The sequence below is a fragment of the Psychromonas sp. genome (assembly GCF_047632995.1).
Classification (GTDB): domain Bacteria; phylum Pseudomonadota; class Gammaproteobacteria; order Enterobacterales; family Psychromonadaceae; genus Psychromonas.
The window spans coordinates 1-15,596 of sequence record NZ_JBLIEK010000085.1 but is presented as its reverse complement, the minus strand read 5'-3'; the positions used below and the strand labels follow the sequence as shown (position 1 = coordinate 15,596).

The 15,596-nt window shown below is 40.8% G+C and carries 14 protein-coding genes; 6 read left to right on the top strand and 8 right to left on the bottom strand.

Features of this window, described 5'->3' with window-relative positions; genetic code table 11:
• Both ACJAT7_RS13480 and ACJAT7_RS13475 read right to left on the bottom strand, forming a co-directional pair.
• Positions 1-363, bottom strand: a 363-nt coding sequence (locus tag ACJAT7_RS13480) for a hypothetical protein (RefSeq protein ID WP_415227322.1), incomplete at its 3' end; no start/stop codon positions are given.
• A gap of 298 nt (positions 364-661) precedes the next feature.
• Positions 662-1,435 (bottom strand): ZIP family metal transporter, encoded by a 774-nt coding sequence (locus tag ACJAT7_RS13475; protein ID WP_415227321.1) that lies wholly within the window; start codon positions 1,433-1,435, stop codon positions 662-664.
• Between the two features lie 564 nt (positions 1,436-1,999).
• On the opposite strand from ACJAT7_RS13475, the gene ACJAT7_RS13470 reads away from it, so the two are divergent.
• From ACJAT7_RS13470 to ACJAT7_RS13460, 3 genes are all read left to right on the top strand, one after another.
• The gene (locus ACJAT7_RS13470; protein WP_415227320.1) at positions 2,000-3,328 is read left to right on the top strand and encodes a YihY/virulence factor BrkB family protein; all 1,329 of its coding nucleotides are present in this window, start codon (positions 2,000-2,002) and stop codon (positions 3,326-3,328) included.
• 492 nt (positions 3,329-3,820) lie between these two features.
• Entirely contained in the window at positions 3,821-5,266 is a 1,446-nt protein-coding gene (locus ACJAT7_RS13465) for a DUF2867 domain-containing protein (RefSeq protein WP_415227319.1), read from the top strand.
• A gap of 90 nt (positions 5,267-5,356) precedes the next feature.
• Entirely contained in the window at positions 5,357-6,160 is an 804-nt protein-coding gene (locus tag ACJAT7_RS13460) for a sulfite exporter TauE/SafE family protein (RefSeq protein WP_415227318.1), read from the top strand.
• A 169-nt stretch (positions 6,161-6,329) separates the two neighbouring features.
• Here ACJAT7_RS13460 and ACJAT7_RS13455 read toward each other — a convergent pair whose 3' ends face one another.
• The 5 genes from ACJAT7_RS13455 to ACJAT7_RS13435 form a co-directional block, all read right to left on the bottom strand.
• Positions 6,330-6,995, bottom strand: a complete 666-nt coding sequence (locus ACJAT7_RS13455) for a hypothetical protein (RefSeq protein WP_415227317.1) — start codon at positions 6,993-6,995, stop codon at positions 6,330-6,332.
• A 369-nt stretch (positions 6,996-7,364) separates the two neighbouring features.
• Entirely contained in the window at positions 7,365-7,781 is a 417-nt protein-coding gene (locus ACJAT7_RS13450) for a hypothetical protein (protein ID WP_415227316.1), read from the bottom strand.
• Positions 7,782-7,851: 70 nt separating this feature from the next.
• A complete protein-coding gene (locus tag ACJAT7_RS13445) occupies positions 7,852-8,394 on the bottom strand; it encodes a DinB family protein (RefSeq protein WP_415227315.1) in 543 nt (180 codons plus the stop codon).
• Between the two features lie 85 nt (positions 8,395-8,479).
• A complete protein-coding gene (locus ACJAT7_RS13440; RefSeq protein WP_415227314.1) occupies positions 8,480-8,917 on the bottom strand; it encodes a DUF4124 domain-containing protein in 438 nt (145 codons plus the stop codon).
• 131 nt (positions 8,918-9,048) lie between these two features.
• Positions 9,049-9,363 carry a glutaredoxin family protein gene (locus tag ACJAT7_RS13435; RefSeq protein ID WP_415227313.1) on the bottom strand — a complete coding sequence of 105 codons (315 nt, stop codon included), beginning with the start codon at positions 9,361-9,363 and terminating at the stop codon, positions 9,049-9,051.
• A gap of 549 nt (positions 9,364-9,912) precedes the next feature.
• Here ACJAT7_RS13435 and ACJAT7_RS13430 point away from each other — a divergent pair.
• The 3 genes from ACJAT7_RS13430 to ACJAT7_RS13420 all read left to right on the top strand — a co-directional run bounded on the left by ACJAT7_RS13430 (position 9,913) and on the right by ACJAT7_RS13420 (position 14,557).
• Positions 9,913-12,615 carry a cation-translocating P-type ATPase gene (locus ACJAT7_RS13430; protein WP_415227312.1) on the top strand — a complete coding sequence of 901 codons (2,703 nt, stop codon included), beginning with the start codon at positions 9,913-9,915 and terminating at the stop codon, positions 12,613-12,615.
• A 298-nt stretch (positions 12,616-12,913) separates the two neighbouring features.
• Positions 12,914-13,699 carry a hypothetical protein gene (locus tag ACJAT7_RS13425; protein WP_415227311.1) on the top strand — a complete coding sequence of 262 codons (786 nt, stop codon included), beginning with the start codon at positions 12,914-12,916 and terminating at the stop codon, positions 13,697-13,699.
• A gap of 9 nt (positions 13,700-13,708) precedes the next feature.
• Positions 13,709-14,557 (top strand): mechanosensitive ion channel family protein, encoded by an 849-nt coding sequence (locus ACJAT7_RS13420; protein WP_415227310.1) that lies wholly within the window; start codon positions 13,709-13,711, stop codon positions 14,555-14,557.
• Between the two features lie 298 nt (positions 14,558-14,855).
• Here ACJAT7_RS13420 and ACJAT7_RS13415 read toward each other — a convergent pair.
• Positions 14,856-15,596 (bottom strand): glucodextranase DOMON-like domain-containing protein (locus ACJAT7_RS13415; protein ID WP_415227309.1); only part of this gene is annotated, 741 nt, incomplete at its 5' end.

Here is a 15,596-nt window from a genome sequence, read left to right as displayed (position 1 = left end):
AAATCCCTCAAGTTCAAGTTTATCTACAGGAGCAAAAGAAGCGACTAACTCAGTCATTATTAGATTATCTTTAGGTAATTTTTGCCCTGTTAGGTATTTTTGAAAAACTGAACCGACTGAATATTTCTCTTTATTTGAAATCTCAATTATATTGTCACCACAGTCTACCTTTGCAACACTAAACAATTCATTTTTTGATGTTCTAATGACAAACCCCTCGCCATCTTCCAGCAGCCTCATAGATCCTTGTTCATAACTCAGTGGAAATGTATACATTTCAAACGTCACGCTATCTACATTGGCTAGTGCAAAACATCCCCAAACGATAGCTGTAACGAAAAACACTATTCTTTTAAATGCCATAAACCGTACCTATATTGAAATTCAACAACAAACATAACACCCACGCTATAATTATCAAACATTTATAATAAAACTATGATTTTGTTATTGTTAAGCTTGCCCTTAGTCAGCGATAAGAGTTCATTCTTTATTGTAATAAAAAGCCCACTTCGATGTGGGCTCGTCTAGATTGTCCATCAGGCCTTTTGTTTAACGTTTAATGGCCATTGTCGTTATCACTTGCACAACCCTCTGGCGAAATTAGCGGTTTTACTTAGACGAGTTATTAATTCGTGACCATTTTATTAATTTAATTTTCTTACCCTAGCATCACATCTAAATACATCATCAACGCGAAACCAGTAAGCAAACTAAACGTTGCCATATTCTCAAATCCTCTTCTATGAGTTTCAGGGATAATTTCATGATTAATAATGAACAACATTGCACCCGCTGCAAATGCCAATGATAAAGGCATAAAAAGACCGGCGAATGATGCCGCTAGACTCCCGAATAAACCACCAATTGGTTCTACGAGGCCAGTTAAGAAAGCAACAAGAAAGGCCTGCATTCTAGAATAGCCGACTGTAAGGAGAGAAACTGCAACAGCCAGACCTTCTGGTATATTCTGTATCCCAATACCTGTAGCAAGCAAAACTCCATTTTTGATATCGCCACCGGCAAACCCCACACCTACTGCCATTCCTTCCGGGAAGTTATGTAAAGTAATCGCGATAACAAATAACCAAATACGGGCGAATGCTTTTGTGTCAGGCCCTTCATGCCCTGATAGAAAATGCTCATGAGGCAGATATTGATTCATTGAATATAGGGTTACTGCACCACAAAAAATTCCAACAATTACCACAATTACACTAAGATGTTTGCTATCAAACATAATCTCTCCATACGCCATTGCTGGTAATATTAATGAGAAGATCGATGCTGCGAGCATTATTCCTGCGGCAAAACTAAGCAGTCCGTCCTCTAATTTATTAGACAGATCTTTGATAAAGAAAACACCTAAGGCACCTACGCCTGTAAGTAAACCTGCAGCAAGACTGCCTAGAAAACCAATCCAAATTACATTCATAGTTTGTATTTACCTAGATAACATCTTATTTGTGTGGATTTTGCTTACTTTGTAATAAAGCGAGCATTGAATTTATTGTCGTAGTTATTACGGCAATATTTTTATAAATGTAGGTGTAAATTGAACTTTTTTGCAACGTTGGAGGAGATAAGTTACTGATACACGTTGTGTCGAGCATAGCAGATGAAACAAGGTAAAGAGAGTATTAAGCCCAACGGACTATATTTGTGGGTTGTTTTTAGCGAAGTGATTTGATCACGATTAGCGATGAAAATCGATCCCCTGATAGCATTTATTGTTCTTTATTTTTGCGGGGATTCGTCAGTACTCAAGCTAGATCAAGAGGCAAATTCAAAGCTTCGCCCAGATGCTAGAGTAAGGCGCAACACGGTGAGATAGTCACTCCCTTTTCCAATGCTGCAACGCAGCACTCGCTTTCGGGCTAAATGACGATTACCGCTCAACCCGACTAATGTCTGGGATTAAAATGCGCTAGCCGTGTCTATACTAAGCAACAAGCCTTAAAGCCTCACATTTTCTAAACTTTATAATAAGGAGTTATTAATGAAATTACTTATAACAAAGTTCATTAATTTTATTGAAACGGATATTTGGCGAATTCGGGCTAACCAGCTATCAGGAGTGAGATTATTTGCTCTTCGTCAACTTCGTATCATTCTTTTGGCTGTGCGTGGTTTTGCGGAAGATAAATGCATGCTGCGTGCCTCAGCTTTAACTTTTTTTTCTTTATTATCCATTGTTCCGGTTGTCGCGATGGCTTTTGGCATTGCCAAAGGGTTTGGGTTTGAAAAAAAACTTGAAACATTGCTATTTGAAAACCTGCAGGGGCAGGAAGAGGTCGTTGAGAAAATTATCGGGTTTTCTCAGGCGATGCTTGAAAATACCCAAGGAGGTATTATTGCCGGAATTGGTACTGTGGTGTTATTTTGGACGGTCATCAAAGTATTAGGTCAGATAGAAGAATCGTTTAATGAAATATGGGGGATCAAGAAAAGTCGAAGTTTTGGCAGAAAGTTTAGCGATTACACTTCTATCATTCTGATTTGCCCTGTTTTATTGATTATGGCTAGCAGTGCCACCGTTATTATTAGTAGCCAGGTTACACTTCTGGTGGAAAAGTTATCCTTTCTAGGGCCGATTGTTCCGCTTATTATTACTAGTCTTAAAATTCTGCCTTATTTTGTAATTTGGACGGTATTTACTTTTATTTATATTTTCATTCCTAATGCCAAAATAAACTTTCGGGCCGGCCTTTTAGGAGGGATTATTGCTGGGACCACCTATCAGATTGTGCAATGGATTTATATAACGTTTCAGGTGGGCGTCTTAAAATATGGCGCCATTTATGGGAGCTTTGCGGCCTTACCGCTATTTTTAGTGTGGCTGCAGATGAGTTGGCTGATTGTGCTTCTAGGCGCAGAGGTTTCCTTTGCAGAACAAAATGTGGAAACTTATGAGTTTGAACCGGATTGTCTGAAAACCAGCCATTCATTTAAGCGATTAATTTCCTTATACATTGTTCAATTAAGTGTTAAGAATTTTTGTAAGGGAGAAAAACCCTGGCACGCAGATAAAATATCACATTTTTTGGAATTACCCATTCGCCTTGTTCGGCAGATCCTTTTTGAATTAACTGAAGCGGGTCTGTTGGTGGAGGTCAAATTGAATGATGCCAATACCCTATTTTACCAACCGGCACGCGATCCTGACTTCCTAACAATTTTTCATGTTCTGGAAACCTTAGATCAACATGGTGTTGATACGGTTCCAATTATAAATTCCGACGAATTCAATAAACTAAAAGGAACGTTTGAGAAATTTAAGACAGCTATTGAAAATTCTCCATCCAATATTGCCTTGAAGGATATTTAAGGTAACTGGACACGCAAAAAGTGAACGCAATTAGTCACCATAATGCGGCGCTGATTATCCATTAACCAAGTCACTCGTTTCGCTAAAGTGCGCAGGTATCTTCTAAAGGGCAAGAGACGGGACAGCAAAACCTTTTTAGTATCACTCTCTGTGAAGGTAAAAATCGTCAGATAAAAAAGATAACGGCTGCAGTGGGTTTTGCCACATTAACACTGGTTAGAGTTGGAATTGGCAAGATCCATATCGATAGTATGATCGCCGCAGATATTGGCAAGTAACAGGAGCTCAATAATCTACTTTAAAAATTATTGATAGGCGATAGAAAAAAACTCGATAGGCAGTGCGCAAAACATCTTCAACCTTATCGCCCTCATTTTGATACAGTTATTAAACGTTTTTATATTGCTAAGTTAGCGTCACAATATATGCTTAACAAGCAACGTCCGGTCGAAACTGTGTGTCTTATGCACAATACAGCAAAGGTGATAATTGATGGTAAAAAATATTTTAGTGGTCGGCGCATCTGGTTATGTCGGTAGTCAATTAGTGCCAGTACTTGCACAAAAAGGGTATTGTGTGACCGCGACAGGTCGGGATCTAAAATCACTTTCTACACGCAGTTGGAGCAGCCTAGATAATGTCAATCTGGTGCAGTTAGACCTATCCATTAGCCGTGATTTATCATCTATTCTGAAAAATATTGATGTCGTTTTTTATCTTGTTCATGGTATGAATGATGGGACTGATTTCGTTAAAGGAGAACTATACAGCGCCCAAAATTTTAGTGATCAATTAAAAAACAGCCAAGTGAAACAGCTTATTTATTTAGGTTCTTTGCAACCCGTTTCCGCTCATTCAAAACATTTTATTGCGCGGAAAAAAACCGGCGATATTCTAAGAGAAAGCAATATTATAGTCACTGAATTAAGAGCAGGTATTATTGTAGGTCCTGGTTCCGCAGCTTTTGAGGTGATGCGTGATTTCGTTTATCACCTGCCCATTATAATTACACCCAAGTGGATGGCTTCTCATAATTCGCCTATCGCCTTAGAAAATCTGCTTTATTATCTTACTGAATTACTCAAACTCACTTTCCAAAATAATAATATTTTTGATGTCGCTGGCACTGAATTATTAACATACAAAAAACAGATGCAAATAATTGCTAAGCTAGCAGGTAAAAAAATACATATTATCCCCTTGGCATTTCTCACCCCCAATATGGCCGCTTACTGGCTTAAAATAATGACCTCTGTGCCTACGAACATTGCTAAAGCATTAGTGGGTGGTTTGCAGTATGACTTATCTGCCAACGGTGAGCAGATCCAAGCCCTCATTCCACAACCCTTACTTTCTTTTGAACAATCAGTTTCTAATACCTTTGCCCATGAAAACGATATTATCGATAGTGCCATATGGGGATTTGATAAAGATGCTCTGTTTCGGTGGCAACCCGACTATGGCTATTATCCGAAGCAGGCAGGTTACACCTTAAAAACAACGGTAAGTGCCAAGTCGTTATGGAAACAAATTCAATTAATCGGTACTCAAGACGGCTATTTTTTCGCCAACATTTTATGGCGAATTAGAGAATGGATTGACCACCTCGTGGGCGGTAATTCTTTAAAGCGCTATCGCCGCGATCCTGAAAAATTAGCATTAGGTGACCAAATTGATTCTTGGAAAGTGATATCCATTAAAGAAGATACCTTCTTGTCTTTATTATTTGGTATGAAAGCGCCAGGACTTGGACGTTTAGAATTTAACATTGTCGATAAAGGCACTTATCGAGAATTAGATATACGTGCTTGGTGGCATCCTGCAGGAATTTGGGGGTTGTTATATTGGTTTATGATGATGCCCGCACATTTATTTATCTTTAAAGGTATGACAAAAGCCATTGTTAAAAAATGTAATACTGGCAAACAAAGCCGCTGACTCTTAAGTTCCTTAGGTATAATAATAGCTTATGTTAACCTGCACATATTATTACACCGAAATATAAAATATTAAGAAGGAATGCTTAACATGCCAGGCTTAGAATCAATTCTGCTATTCATCGCTTTAGGTTCATTTGTAGGCGTTGCTGCGGGCCTTTTAGGCATTGGTGGAGGTGGAATCATAGTGCCCGCACTCACGACTATTTTTCTGATGCAAGGCATGCCACAAACCGAAGTCGTTCATATGGCGCTAGGTACTTCAATGGCGACCATTATTGTCACCTCTTTTGCTAGTTTGAGTGCTCATCATAAACGCAATGGCGTGATCTGGGATGTCGTTAAAATGATGACACCAGGGATATTGATCGGTACTTTTCTCGGCACTTTTTTAGCCTCAATGTTAAGTTCATTTTATTTGGCAATCTTCTTTTCTCTGTTTATGGCTTATGTTTCAGTGCAAATGTTTTTAAACAAAAAACCAACACCCAGTAGACAACTTTTAGCTTCTTGGGGACAGTTTTCAGCAGGATCTTTTATCGGTGCGATTTCTGCAATGGTTTCCATTGGAGGAGGCTCTTTAAGTGTTCCTTACTTAGTTTGGCAAAATGTAGATATCAAAAAAGCTATCGGTACCAGTGCTGCTATTGGATTCCCTATCGCAATAAGTGGGACATTGGGCTACATCATAAATGGTTGGGATAATACAAATATCGATAATTTGACCTTTGGATTTATCTCCTTACCTGCGTTTTTTATCATCGCATTTTGTAGTTATTTTACGGTACCTTTAGGTGTCAAATTAACACATATACTGCCAATAAAAATTACTAAAAGAATATTTGCATTCTTACTTATTTCGTTGAGTATCAAAATGTTATCTTCTTTTATTTAAAGATGTAATACCAAATTCGATAATTATCTATTCATTGATGCTTGCTAAAAGACAGGAAAGGCAAACCTTTTCAGGTAAAAAAGAGATGGGTGTCTGCTGCGCGACACCCCTCTTTCTTTGTATAGTGTTACTTTTCCCAGGCCCAAGTTTAGTTTTTTATTGAAAGCTATTATAGATTCCAGTCTGATGGTGAAGCTGTATTAAAACGAGAAATGCGTTTACTTGACTCCCCTTTAAGCTGGTAATAACTATCTTCATAAATATTCCATCTGCATAGGTCGATAGGGGTAACCTCTGATGCATTTACACTACCCACTGCGCCAGAGACCTCTAATCCTGCGCAGACAAGCTCAGAACAAAAGAACTTGCTGAAATCTTCTTGGTTGTATCCAACGCCATGCATTCCAAATGGAAGTTTATCTAGCGCATCAACGACCGATTTTATTGCCTGAGGCATATCATAAGCTTTTCTTTCTTTGGCTTGATTAAATAGAAAGTCAAAGAACTTAGCTTTATTAAATAAAGTCTCTCTAATACTATTCTTGAGCGGTAGCCACCACAACTCACCACTATAGGTGTTAAGTCTGTCACTGAATCGGGAAACATTTACGCCATTGAATCCATTGAGTGAAGTAGATTCAATAATTTGATTAAAGAATCTGCCTGTTTCATCTTCCGGTATTTTTGTTTGCAGAATAACGCCAACATGAGAAACACCTGAAAAAGTGGCAAACTTAATTATTTCTGAAAAATGACCCTTTCCTCCAAAAGCAATTACATCTCCTGGCTGCATTAGGTCTCTAGCTTCTTGGTAGGATATTTGTTTTGCTGACATATGACTTCACCTTATCTAGTAGTTAGGATTATTCCGTACAAACGAGGCTGTAGAATTCCTTTGTTACGATAAAAGCACTATTTAAGAAATTTAAAGCCTGCAAAAACAATAGACTAAAAAGTGAAGTTTATGTGTAAAAAATGACATGAGCGTTCCAGCTTAAACATCTTGCTAGACACGAATAAGTTAGAGTTGTTTTGCTGTTTTCTTGTTTACAGAAAAGAACGCATATTGAAGAATTGGAAACTAACGCCAGCAATAAAGGGCGCGTAAGTTGGCTGTTTTTGCCGCTTTTTATTTTAGTAAAAAACGGACAACTGTATCGAGTCGCCTGCAGCAACTGTTATTATATTCCAAGTATACTCAGCGCTAATTTTTATTCTTATCTGAATCCAATGTTTCTTTAAAAGAAGAAAATGCACTGAAAGCAATAAAAGCAGTTAATAAGCACCACCAAGAAAAGCCTGAAAAAATAATCCAAAGAGTCCAAATAGAAAAAGATATCCCAGTTATCAAAGATAACAGGTAACTCTTTGCTTTACTTTCCTCATGATCTCTTACTTTATATTCAGCATCTGTCGGATAAAGGATGTTTACTAATTCAGAAACTCTACCATCAACACGATTATATTCTTCACTACCTTTTTCAATTAAGTTTCTGATTTCTAGATGTAACTTCAGATCTTGTTTTAAATTTACTTTCGACTCAAATAATTTTGATAGGGCAAGTAATAAACCGATAATTGACGCACCCAACTTCAACAAAGTTTCAAGATCAAATTCCATGTATACCTCTTATTTTCATCCTGACATTAGTAAACAAATAACGCCGCGTTCACCGGCGAGAGTGCGGCAACTAGGCCTTATTTTCTGGGATTTCAAACAAATAATCAGTAACACCAATATCAAGTTTCATTTGATTTAATAGCGTGCTTAATTGCCCTCTATGATGTGTTTGATGATTAAATAGGTGGCTTATGAGCTCACCAAAATCACGCTTACTAACCACACCTTTAGTATTTGAATACGCTAATAATTTGTCAAAATCGTTTTCTATAGTTTCATTTTTAAGCCATCTGCATATTGATAAATCAACTTTTTGCCGAGCTTCCAGTAACAATGATAAATCTGAAAATATAATATCATCAAGGCCTTTGGGTTTAGGGAGATCTGATAAATCCACTAAAGATCTATATCTATTAGAGTGCTTTGAAAACCTTGTTAACCAAATGAGATCGCCCACTAATATATGATTAAGCGTCCCAATAATCGATTTGAAATATGCACCACGATCGTCATTTACGTCTCTTTCATCAAGCTCTTTAACAAGATTGTAAATCTGACTATTCATGCGCTGATTGTAGTCAGACATCAGTATAAAGTGACTCTGTAAATTCATAGTTAAACCTTAGACTGCCGGCGACAACGGTATCGACTCACAGTGCAACGCATTGTTAGGACAATATAAATACCGGCCGAAAAATTTAATTACAAAATTTAATAATGTCACGTTTTGCGACCTCAATTTCATGTTTACCCGTTGGCAGTCCATTTTGTAACTTAACATCTCCGCTAAGAATTTTGCGCGCAAGTGTACATGGATCATTGGCTGTATTTTCTTTTGCTAAAAAGAACATTGATTCCTGTTTTTGCATTTCGGTCACTCTTTCAAGAGGATCCTGTTTTTTAACTTTCGAATTTGATTTGGGTGAGGCGAGCTTCGGCATTAAATTCTGCGAAGCTTCTACTTCAATCTTTTGCGATTCCGAATTGCCTGCATTAACATTCTTGTCGGAATAATGTATTTGACCGTCCGCATCAGTCCATTTATATATTTCCGCATAACCGCTTGATGAAAAGACCAAAAACGCAATACAGACACTCCTGATGTATAACCTCGCAGCTGAAATATTTTTAACCATGTTCTTATTTATCCTGTAATTGTGGTACCAAACCCCTCATGCCTGAATAACTGGCGCAAAATTGTGGGCTTAATTTAGTGAAGCAAAATAGCCCGCGGTTTTTAGTCCGCGTGCAGCAAATTATATTTATGTTATTTAAGCAGTTTTAGAATTTGAGATTTACTATAACCATTTACAATACTGCCATTAATATTTAGTAAGGGGATACCATTGCCGCCCAATTCATCGTAACGGCGGCGCCCTTCCTCTGACTTTTCAATATCAAACTCTGTGTATTGTATATTGTTGTCTTTGAGCAGTTCACGCGTTTTTTTACAATAACCACACCAATCTGTAGCATACAAAATCACTACGTTATTTTCTGAATATTCTGAAGTCCCGTTAGATAAGATTGGCCAATTATGATAAATACCAAAAATGACGCATAAGATTAATAATTTTTTCAATTTAAGTACCCGTATTGCGACAAACATAACGCCAGCAATAAACGACAACAAGCCATAATGCGTCCGATTTGATTGCATTTATTAAACGAAACCGCTGCGCGGCAGAATAAACAAACCACATAAATCAAGGCTACAAAGCCGTTTTGATTATTTTTATCAATCTTACCTCAACAAACTGATCTTACAAGGTAAAAGCCCCAAAACCATCGATTGTTACAGCCGTTGTATTCGCCATGTCACACTCTTATTTAATGCCTGTCCTCAAGTGTGTCTGTGAATCGGGTAAAACCAACATAGAATACGGGCATTTACTAAGGAAAATAATGAGATAAAACATCCTTTTAAAATCAATGTTTTTTGGGTAAAAGGCTTTTATTCTTCCTATACTCAGAATGACGGCGGCTTTTGATGATCGGTCAGAATATCGCCAGCTAACGGTAAAACCAACAAGATAATAGACAGACGGCTAGAATTGCATCGGAGGGATAAATGTCCATAAAGATTCCATATATATCCGCCGTCATTCATACAATCTGCGAGGAATGAAGTATGGATTTGGACAAGCAGGAATCGGACGGTGCATCGTTCTACAGAGCGACGGAAGAAGACGTGCTGCACCAGCTGGACGTCAATTCCGCACAGGGGCTCTCTCAGGAGGAAGTTCGGAAAAGACAGCAACAATACGGCCCAAATGAACTCCAGGAAGAAACGACACCCAGTCCATACCATATCCTAGTCAATCAGTTCAAAAGCATTGTCATTCTGATCCTAGTGGCGGCAGCAGCAGTTGCTTTCATCACCGACCGCTGGCCGGAAGGTCTGGCACTGATCGCCGTGACGTTGATCAATACCGCCATCGGCTTTTTCTCAGAGTACAAAGCGGTCCGGTCAATGGAGGCGCTAAGACGTCTTGGACAGCATAAAACATCGGTCCGGCGACAAGGTGAAGTACAGGAGATAGCCGCATCTGAACTCGTTCCCGGGGATATTGTTCTTCTCGGTAATGAAGATCTGGTTCCGGCGGATCTGCGACTGTTGGGCAGCAAAGGAGCCAGGGGTAATGAAGCGGCGTTAACCGGCGAATCGATGCCGGTCAATAAATCGTCTGACAGCGTTGATGCTGAAGCCGCCCTACATGAACGCAGCTGCATGCTCTACAAGGGAACGAGCATAATTGAAGGAGAGGTGGAAGGAGTCGTTACCGCAATAGGGATATCAACCGAAATAGGTCGAATTTCCCAACTGACGGCGGCTGCGAAAAAAAAGGCCCCCCCGCTGCAGAAACGGCTCGATCAACTGGGCAAGCGTCTGGCCTGGGTAACCCTTGCTATCGCCGTAATTATCGGTGCTGCAGGGCTGGCAGTAGGTCGTGACACGGTACTTATGATTGAGACCGCTATTGCGCTCGGTATTGCAGCCATCCCCGAGGGCCTGCCGATCGTTGCGACCATCGCTCTGGCTCGCGGCATGTGGTTGATGGCCAAACATAATGCCTTGGTAAATCGTCTGACCGCGGTGGAAACCCTTGGTGCCACTTCGATAATTTTAACCGACAAAACCGGAACGCTTACCGAGAATAAGATGGCCGTCACGGAGCTGGTTACTCCGCTCGAATCGATGAGTCTGGATACACAGTCTGAAATACCCGTCGATCAACAGAAAAAAATTGAAAAGCTTTCAATCATGCGGCTGCTGAAGATCGGCGCTCTGTGTTCCAATGCCCGACCGGATGAAGAGGGAGGTTATAGCGGTGATCCGACCGAGGTCGCTCTTCTCAAAGCAGCGCTGCAAAAAGGTATTGAGTGGCGCGAACTTGCCGAGAAAAGGGAAGAGGAACACGAAGTCCCCTTCGACTCCGAGACGATGATGATGGCAACGTTTCATCCAAGGGAAAGTAAGGAAGGCGCTGGAACACGTTACTATGTATCGGTAAAAGGTGCGCCGGATCAGGTGCTGCAGGCATGTGGCCATATTTTGACAGAAAACGGCTCTGCCCCCATGTCGGATGAGCAGCACCGTGAGTGGCGAAAAAGGGTCGACGACCTTGCGGCCAAAGGTCTGCGTCTATTGGCATTTGCCGACAAAGAAGTTGCAGATATTTCTGATAAACCCTATAAAAATTTGTGCTTCGTCGGACTGGCGGCCATGGAAGATCCCCCTCGTACCGATGTCCGGGAGGCGATAGAGCAATGTCAGGCAGCGGGTATTCGGGTAGTGATGGTGACCGGGGACAGGGCCGACACGGGAAGCGCCATCGCTGAGAAGGTCGGACTAAACATTGACGGGAAGGCGTTTCATGGTAAGGAACTGAGCGACCTGGAAAATTTTTCCGCAAAACATCGCAAAAGGATTCAGGCCGCCAGCGTATTTGCCAGGGTGACACCGGAACAAAAATTCAATTTGGTAAAATTGTATCAGGAGAACGGCCAGATAATCGCCATGACTGGGGATGGTATCAATGATGCCCCGGCGCTGAAACAGGCGGATATCGGTATTGCCATGGGGCGGCGTGGCACAGATGCGGCAAAACAGGTCGCCGACATGGTGCTACGTGACGACAAATTTTCAACTATTGTTGCGGCAGTTAAGGAAGGCCGGATCATTTTTGCCAATATCCGTAAATCGGTTATTTTCATGCTCTGCACCAATATTGCCGAAGTTCTGGCTGTAGCGCTGGCATCTCTGGCACAGCTGCCAATCCCTTTGAATCCCCTGCAGATTCTGTATCTAAATGTTTTAACAGATGTTTTTCCTGCGCTTGCTCTTGGGTTGGGCTTAGGAAGCAGTGATGTTATGAAACGGTTGCCACGGGAACCCGACGAGGCTGTCCTGACTTCTCATCACTGGCGTTCAATCGGTATTTGGAGTCTGATTATCGGCGCCATTGTCCTTGCCGCACTGACAATTAGCCTCTTCTTTTTGGGGGTTGACGAGAAGCAGGCTGTGACCATCTCTTTTCTAACACTTGCCTTTGCCAAACTATGGTTTGTCGTCAATCTTCGCGATCGCGGCACACCGGTTCTGCTAAATGATGTCACCACCAACCACTGGATCTGGCTGTCCTGGGGGATCTGTATCGTTCTTCTGGTGCTGGCCGTATACTGGACACCGCTTTCAGCCATTCTGCAAACAGTTTCACCGGGAGTCAAAGGATGGTGTCTTATCCTAGGATTGAGTCTTGTGCCTGTAGCACTAGGGGCCATTGTGCCCGGAATACGTTTTTATTCCACAGCAAAAAGACAGGACAGCTAAACCTTTTTAGGTAAAAAAGATATCGGTGCAAAGCTCATGACTCGGCGGTCCGCTAACCTTACCGAACTAGGGATTTAATCTTTTATCGATTTATCTCGGCGCAGCGTCTTATCGCTCGTCATGTCTGCGCTTTATAATTAGATCTGTTTTATTTGCTAATTGCTTGTCACCTCAAAGAAATAAATGCATTATCGTCATTTGGTCACTTTAGCAATGGATAAACAGAAAAAAACAATTAAATGGTCTAACATCTTGCAGTGAAAATTAACTATAAAAATCAATATAGAGCATAACGATTATGAATAATGAGACGCCCTGGTGGGGTGACGTTGATCTGGATAAAGAGAGTTGTTTGCAACTGGACATTGGTCCTTTGTCTGTGGCGATAGAGCATAGCGATTCTGAATGGCGGATCCATTCTCAACGAGAAAAAGAGGTTGATACTAACGATAATCGTCTGCACAAAATGGTCGGCCAATTTTCACCCTGCTATTATCAAGATGTCGCACGCTATATTGTCAACAACAGTAGTAATCATATTCAATTATTACCGGCATTAGCGGATAGGTCAGTCGTTTGCAGACCGGTTTCTCCAATCAACCTTGAAGCAGGCGCAAGTGTGGTGTTATACGTTAGCACCCCTATTTATTTGAGGATCAATGTAGTTAACAACAAAACATCCTTATTACAGGAACTAGCTACCCAGCGTCTTTCCGATACCTGGTTTGGTCCATCAACCTGCAGCGGTGAGTTATGTTACGCCAGTGTCACTAGTGGCCGTTTGGATTTGCAAAAACTCCCCTATCGCATCCAAAGGGCGACAACCCCCTTGCTGATACATAATCATGCCAATGACAATTTACTTTTTGAAAGAGTCGCCTTACCCGCCCCCCTATTATCACTTTATGCCGCTAAAAATGGTCAATTATGGACGCAAAATATCACCCTGACACGAGAAGATGATGGTGATTTTGCACAGCTGAAATTAGGTAAGGCCCCGCAGGAAATGTCCTTCGTCAATGGACCAAGAAAAGCGGTAGGACATGGTCAGATAATCCGCGCCTTTAGTGCAATTTTTCAGTAAGGAAAAAAAATGAATGAGATAGGACTTTACCTCAGCGATGTTTTTAATATCGAATTCCTCGTCAAACTGCTGCGCGCCTCTTTATTATTAATATTAGGTTTTATCTTTGCCAAGCTGCTTAGTTATTACAGTACGCGCTTTAGCGAAAAAATATTTACCCTGCAGACCTCCTTTCTGATCAAGCGACTCATCTATCATCTCATTTTTATATTGTTTATCTTTTCAGCTCTGTTGGAGATGGGTTTTAATCTTAACGTTCTGTTGGGCGCTGCCAGCGTATTAACAGTGGCGGTGGGTTTTGCTTCACAAACCTCGGCTTCCAATTTTATCAGCGGTATTTTTCTGATGGCGGAGCGCTCATTTAGCGTGGGGGATGTGATTCGTGTCGGCAGTACGGTGGGCGAAGTCTTATCCATTGACCTGCTTTCGGTTAAGTTGCGCACCTTTGATAACTTATTTGTACGCTTACCTAATGAAACCTTAATTAAATCCGAGGTGACCACATTAACTAAATTTCCGATTAGACGACTGGATCTAAAGATCAGCATCGCCTATAAAGAAAATATTGAGAAGGTAAAAACGATTCTGCAACAGGTGGCATCGGATAATCCGTTATCGCTGGAGGAGCCCAAACCTTTATATATTTTTCAAGGGTTTGAGGATTCATCCCTAAGCTTGCAATTTTCAGTCTGGGTAAAACGGGAAAACTTTTTAGAATTAAAAAACTCAATTTACGAGCAGATTAAAATCGCTTTTGATAAAGAGGAGATTGAAATACCTTTCCCGCATATTAGTCTCTACGCAGGCAGTGCCACCGAGCCTTTTCCGATTAAAATAACAAGGGAAAAAAATCAGTAAAAAAAAAGGATCAGGTTAAAATTAATTCTTTATTAAATTTAACCTCTCCCATTTATAACCCCATTTACACCGTTCTGAGAATCCTCTCTTAATTAAGCTCAAATAAGTTAATGTAACCTCCCTCTTTTGTTCAACTATGGGACTTTCATCCACACCATAGTTGTGCAAGCAACGACTTAGCTTCCGTTATCGAAGTTCTGCAATTACGGCCACCTTTTTACTGGTAAGCATTTCAAAAAACAGATAACTTCCCACAATTAACAGAAATTATTTATGGAAAGTCATCTGCTTTGAATCCTTATTCGCTTAGCATAATAACAGGTAAATCATCCCAAATTTTCGCTTCACTTGAGTCTCCACCAGAAAAAGTCCAAGGACCGTTTTCGGCTTGAAGCGGACGATAGGCAGCCGACAATCCATCTAAATCCCAAGTCGTGATGTAGAAACTAATCCCATTTAGCGTATCTGGACGACCAAGTGCATCACTGGCAAAGTCTAAATAGATGGCATTGCTCTCTTTATCAACATTAACCGAGGGTGCTGGTGATACGCTTTCTCCCCATGTTTGTGCATCGGCTCCCTGTGTATTGTAAATCGAACTTTGCCAGCCAAATACTACTGCGTTTCTATTCCATGCGCCGCTTGGCATTAGTGCATTAATTTTTGGCAGTGTAGTTAAACCTTCTGAAGCTTCTCTCGGCAAACCGATGAAAATCGAGAACCCCACGTGGTCAAAACCGTTTGGCGGGAGCCAGCTGTTGGTAGTATTGTTCATTGTCAGTTTTAGGCGGACATTGCTGCCAGCCGAGAACAATTCAGCTTTATCAATAGCCAGCTGACTATTAGTTTTGTCAAACGTTGCATCTGTAGGTAGGTAATATGAACCATTCAACCCGCCCATACCATCTTGACCATCACCTGAATCATCAATGACTTGATCCGGTGTATCTGACCAAGATAGATCTGAAGTGAAGATAATATCTGCACTGCCGATTTTATTTTCAGCTGAGTAGACGGCAAATCGATGCTGCTGTTTACC

Bases quoted from the DNA above. Each gene is read 5' to 3' on its own strand.
- ACJAT7_RS13425 (WP_415227311.1), top strand. From the start codon at position 12,914: ATGAATAATGAGACGCCCTGGTGGGGTGACGTTGATCTGGATAAAGAG.
- ACJAT7_RS13450 (WP_415227316.1), bottom strand. From the start codon at position 7,781: ATGGAATTTGATCTTGAAACTTTGTTGAAGTTGGGTGCGTCAATTATC.
- ACJAT7_RS13455 (WP_415227317.1), bottom strand. From the start codon at position 6,995: ATGTCAGCAAAACAAATATCCTACCAAGAAGCTAGAGACCTAATGCAG.
- ACJAT7_RS13470 (WP_415227320.1), top strand. From the start codon at position 2,000: ATGAAATTACTTATAACAAAGTTCATTAATTTTATTGAAACGGATATT.
- ACJAT7_RS13460 (WP_415227318.1), top strand. From the start codon at position 5,357: ATGCCAGGCTTAGAATCAATTCTGCTATTCATCGCTTTAGGTTCATTT.
- ACJAT7_RS13475 (WP_415227321.1), bottom strand. From the start codon at position 1,435: ATGAATGTAATTTGGATTGGTTTTCTAGGCAGTCTTGCTGCAGGTTTA.
- ACJAT7_RS13465 (WP_415227319.1), top strand. From the start codon at position 3,821: ATGGTAAAAAATATTTTAGTGGTCGGCGCATCTGGTTATGTCGGTAGT.
- ACJAT7_RS13445 (WP_415227315.1), bottom strand. From the start codon at position 8,394: ATGAATTTACAGAGTCACTTTATACTGATGTCTGACTACAATCAGCGC.
- ACJAT7_RS13420 (WP_415227310.1), top strand. From the start codon at position 13,709: ATGAATGAGATAGGACTTTACCTCAGCGATGTTTTTAATATCGAATTC.
- ACJAT7_RS13430 (WP_415227312.1), top strand. From the start codon at position 9,913: ATGGATTTGGACAAGCAGGAATCGGACGGTGCATCGTTCTACAGAGCG.
- ACJAT7_RS13440 (WP_415227314.1), bottom strand. From the start codon at position 8,917: ATGGTTAAAAATATTTCAGCTGCGAGGTTATACATCAGGAGTGTCTGT.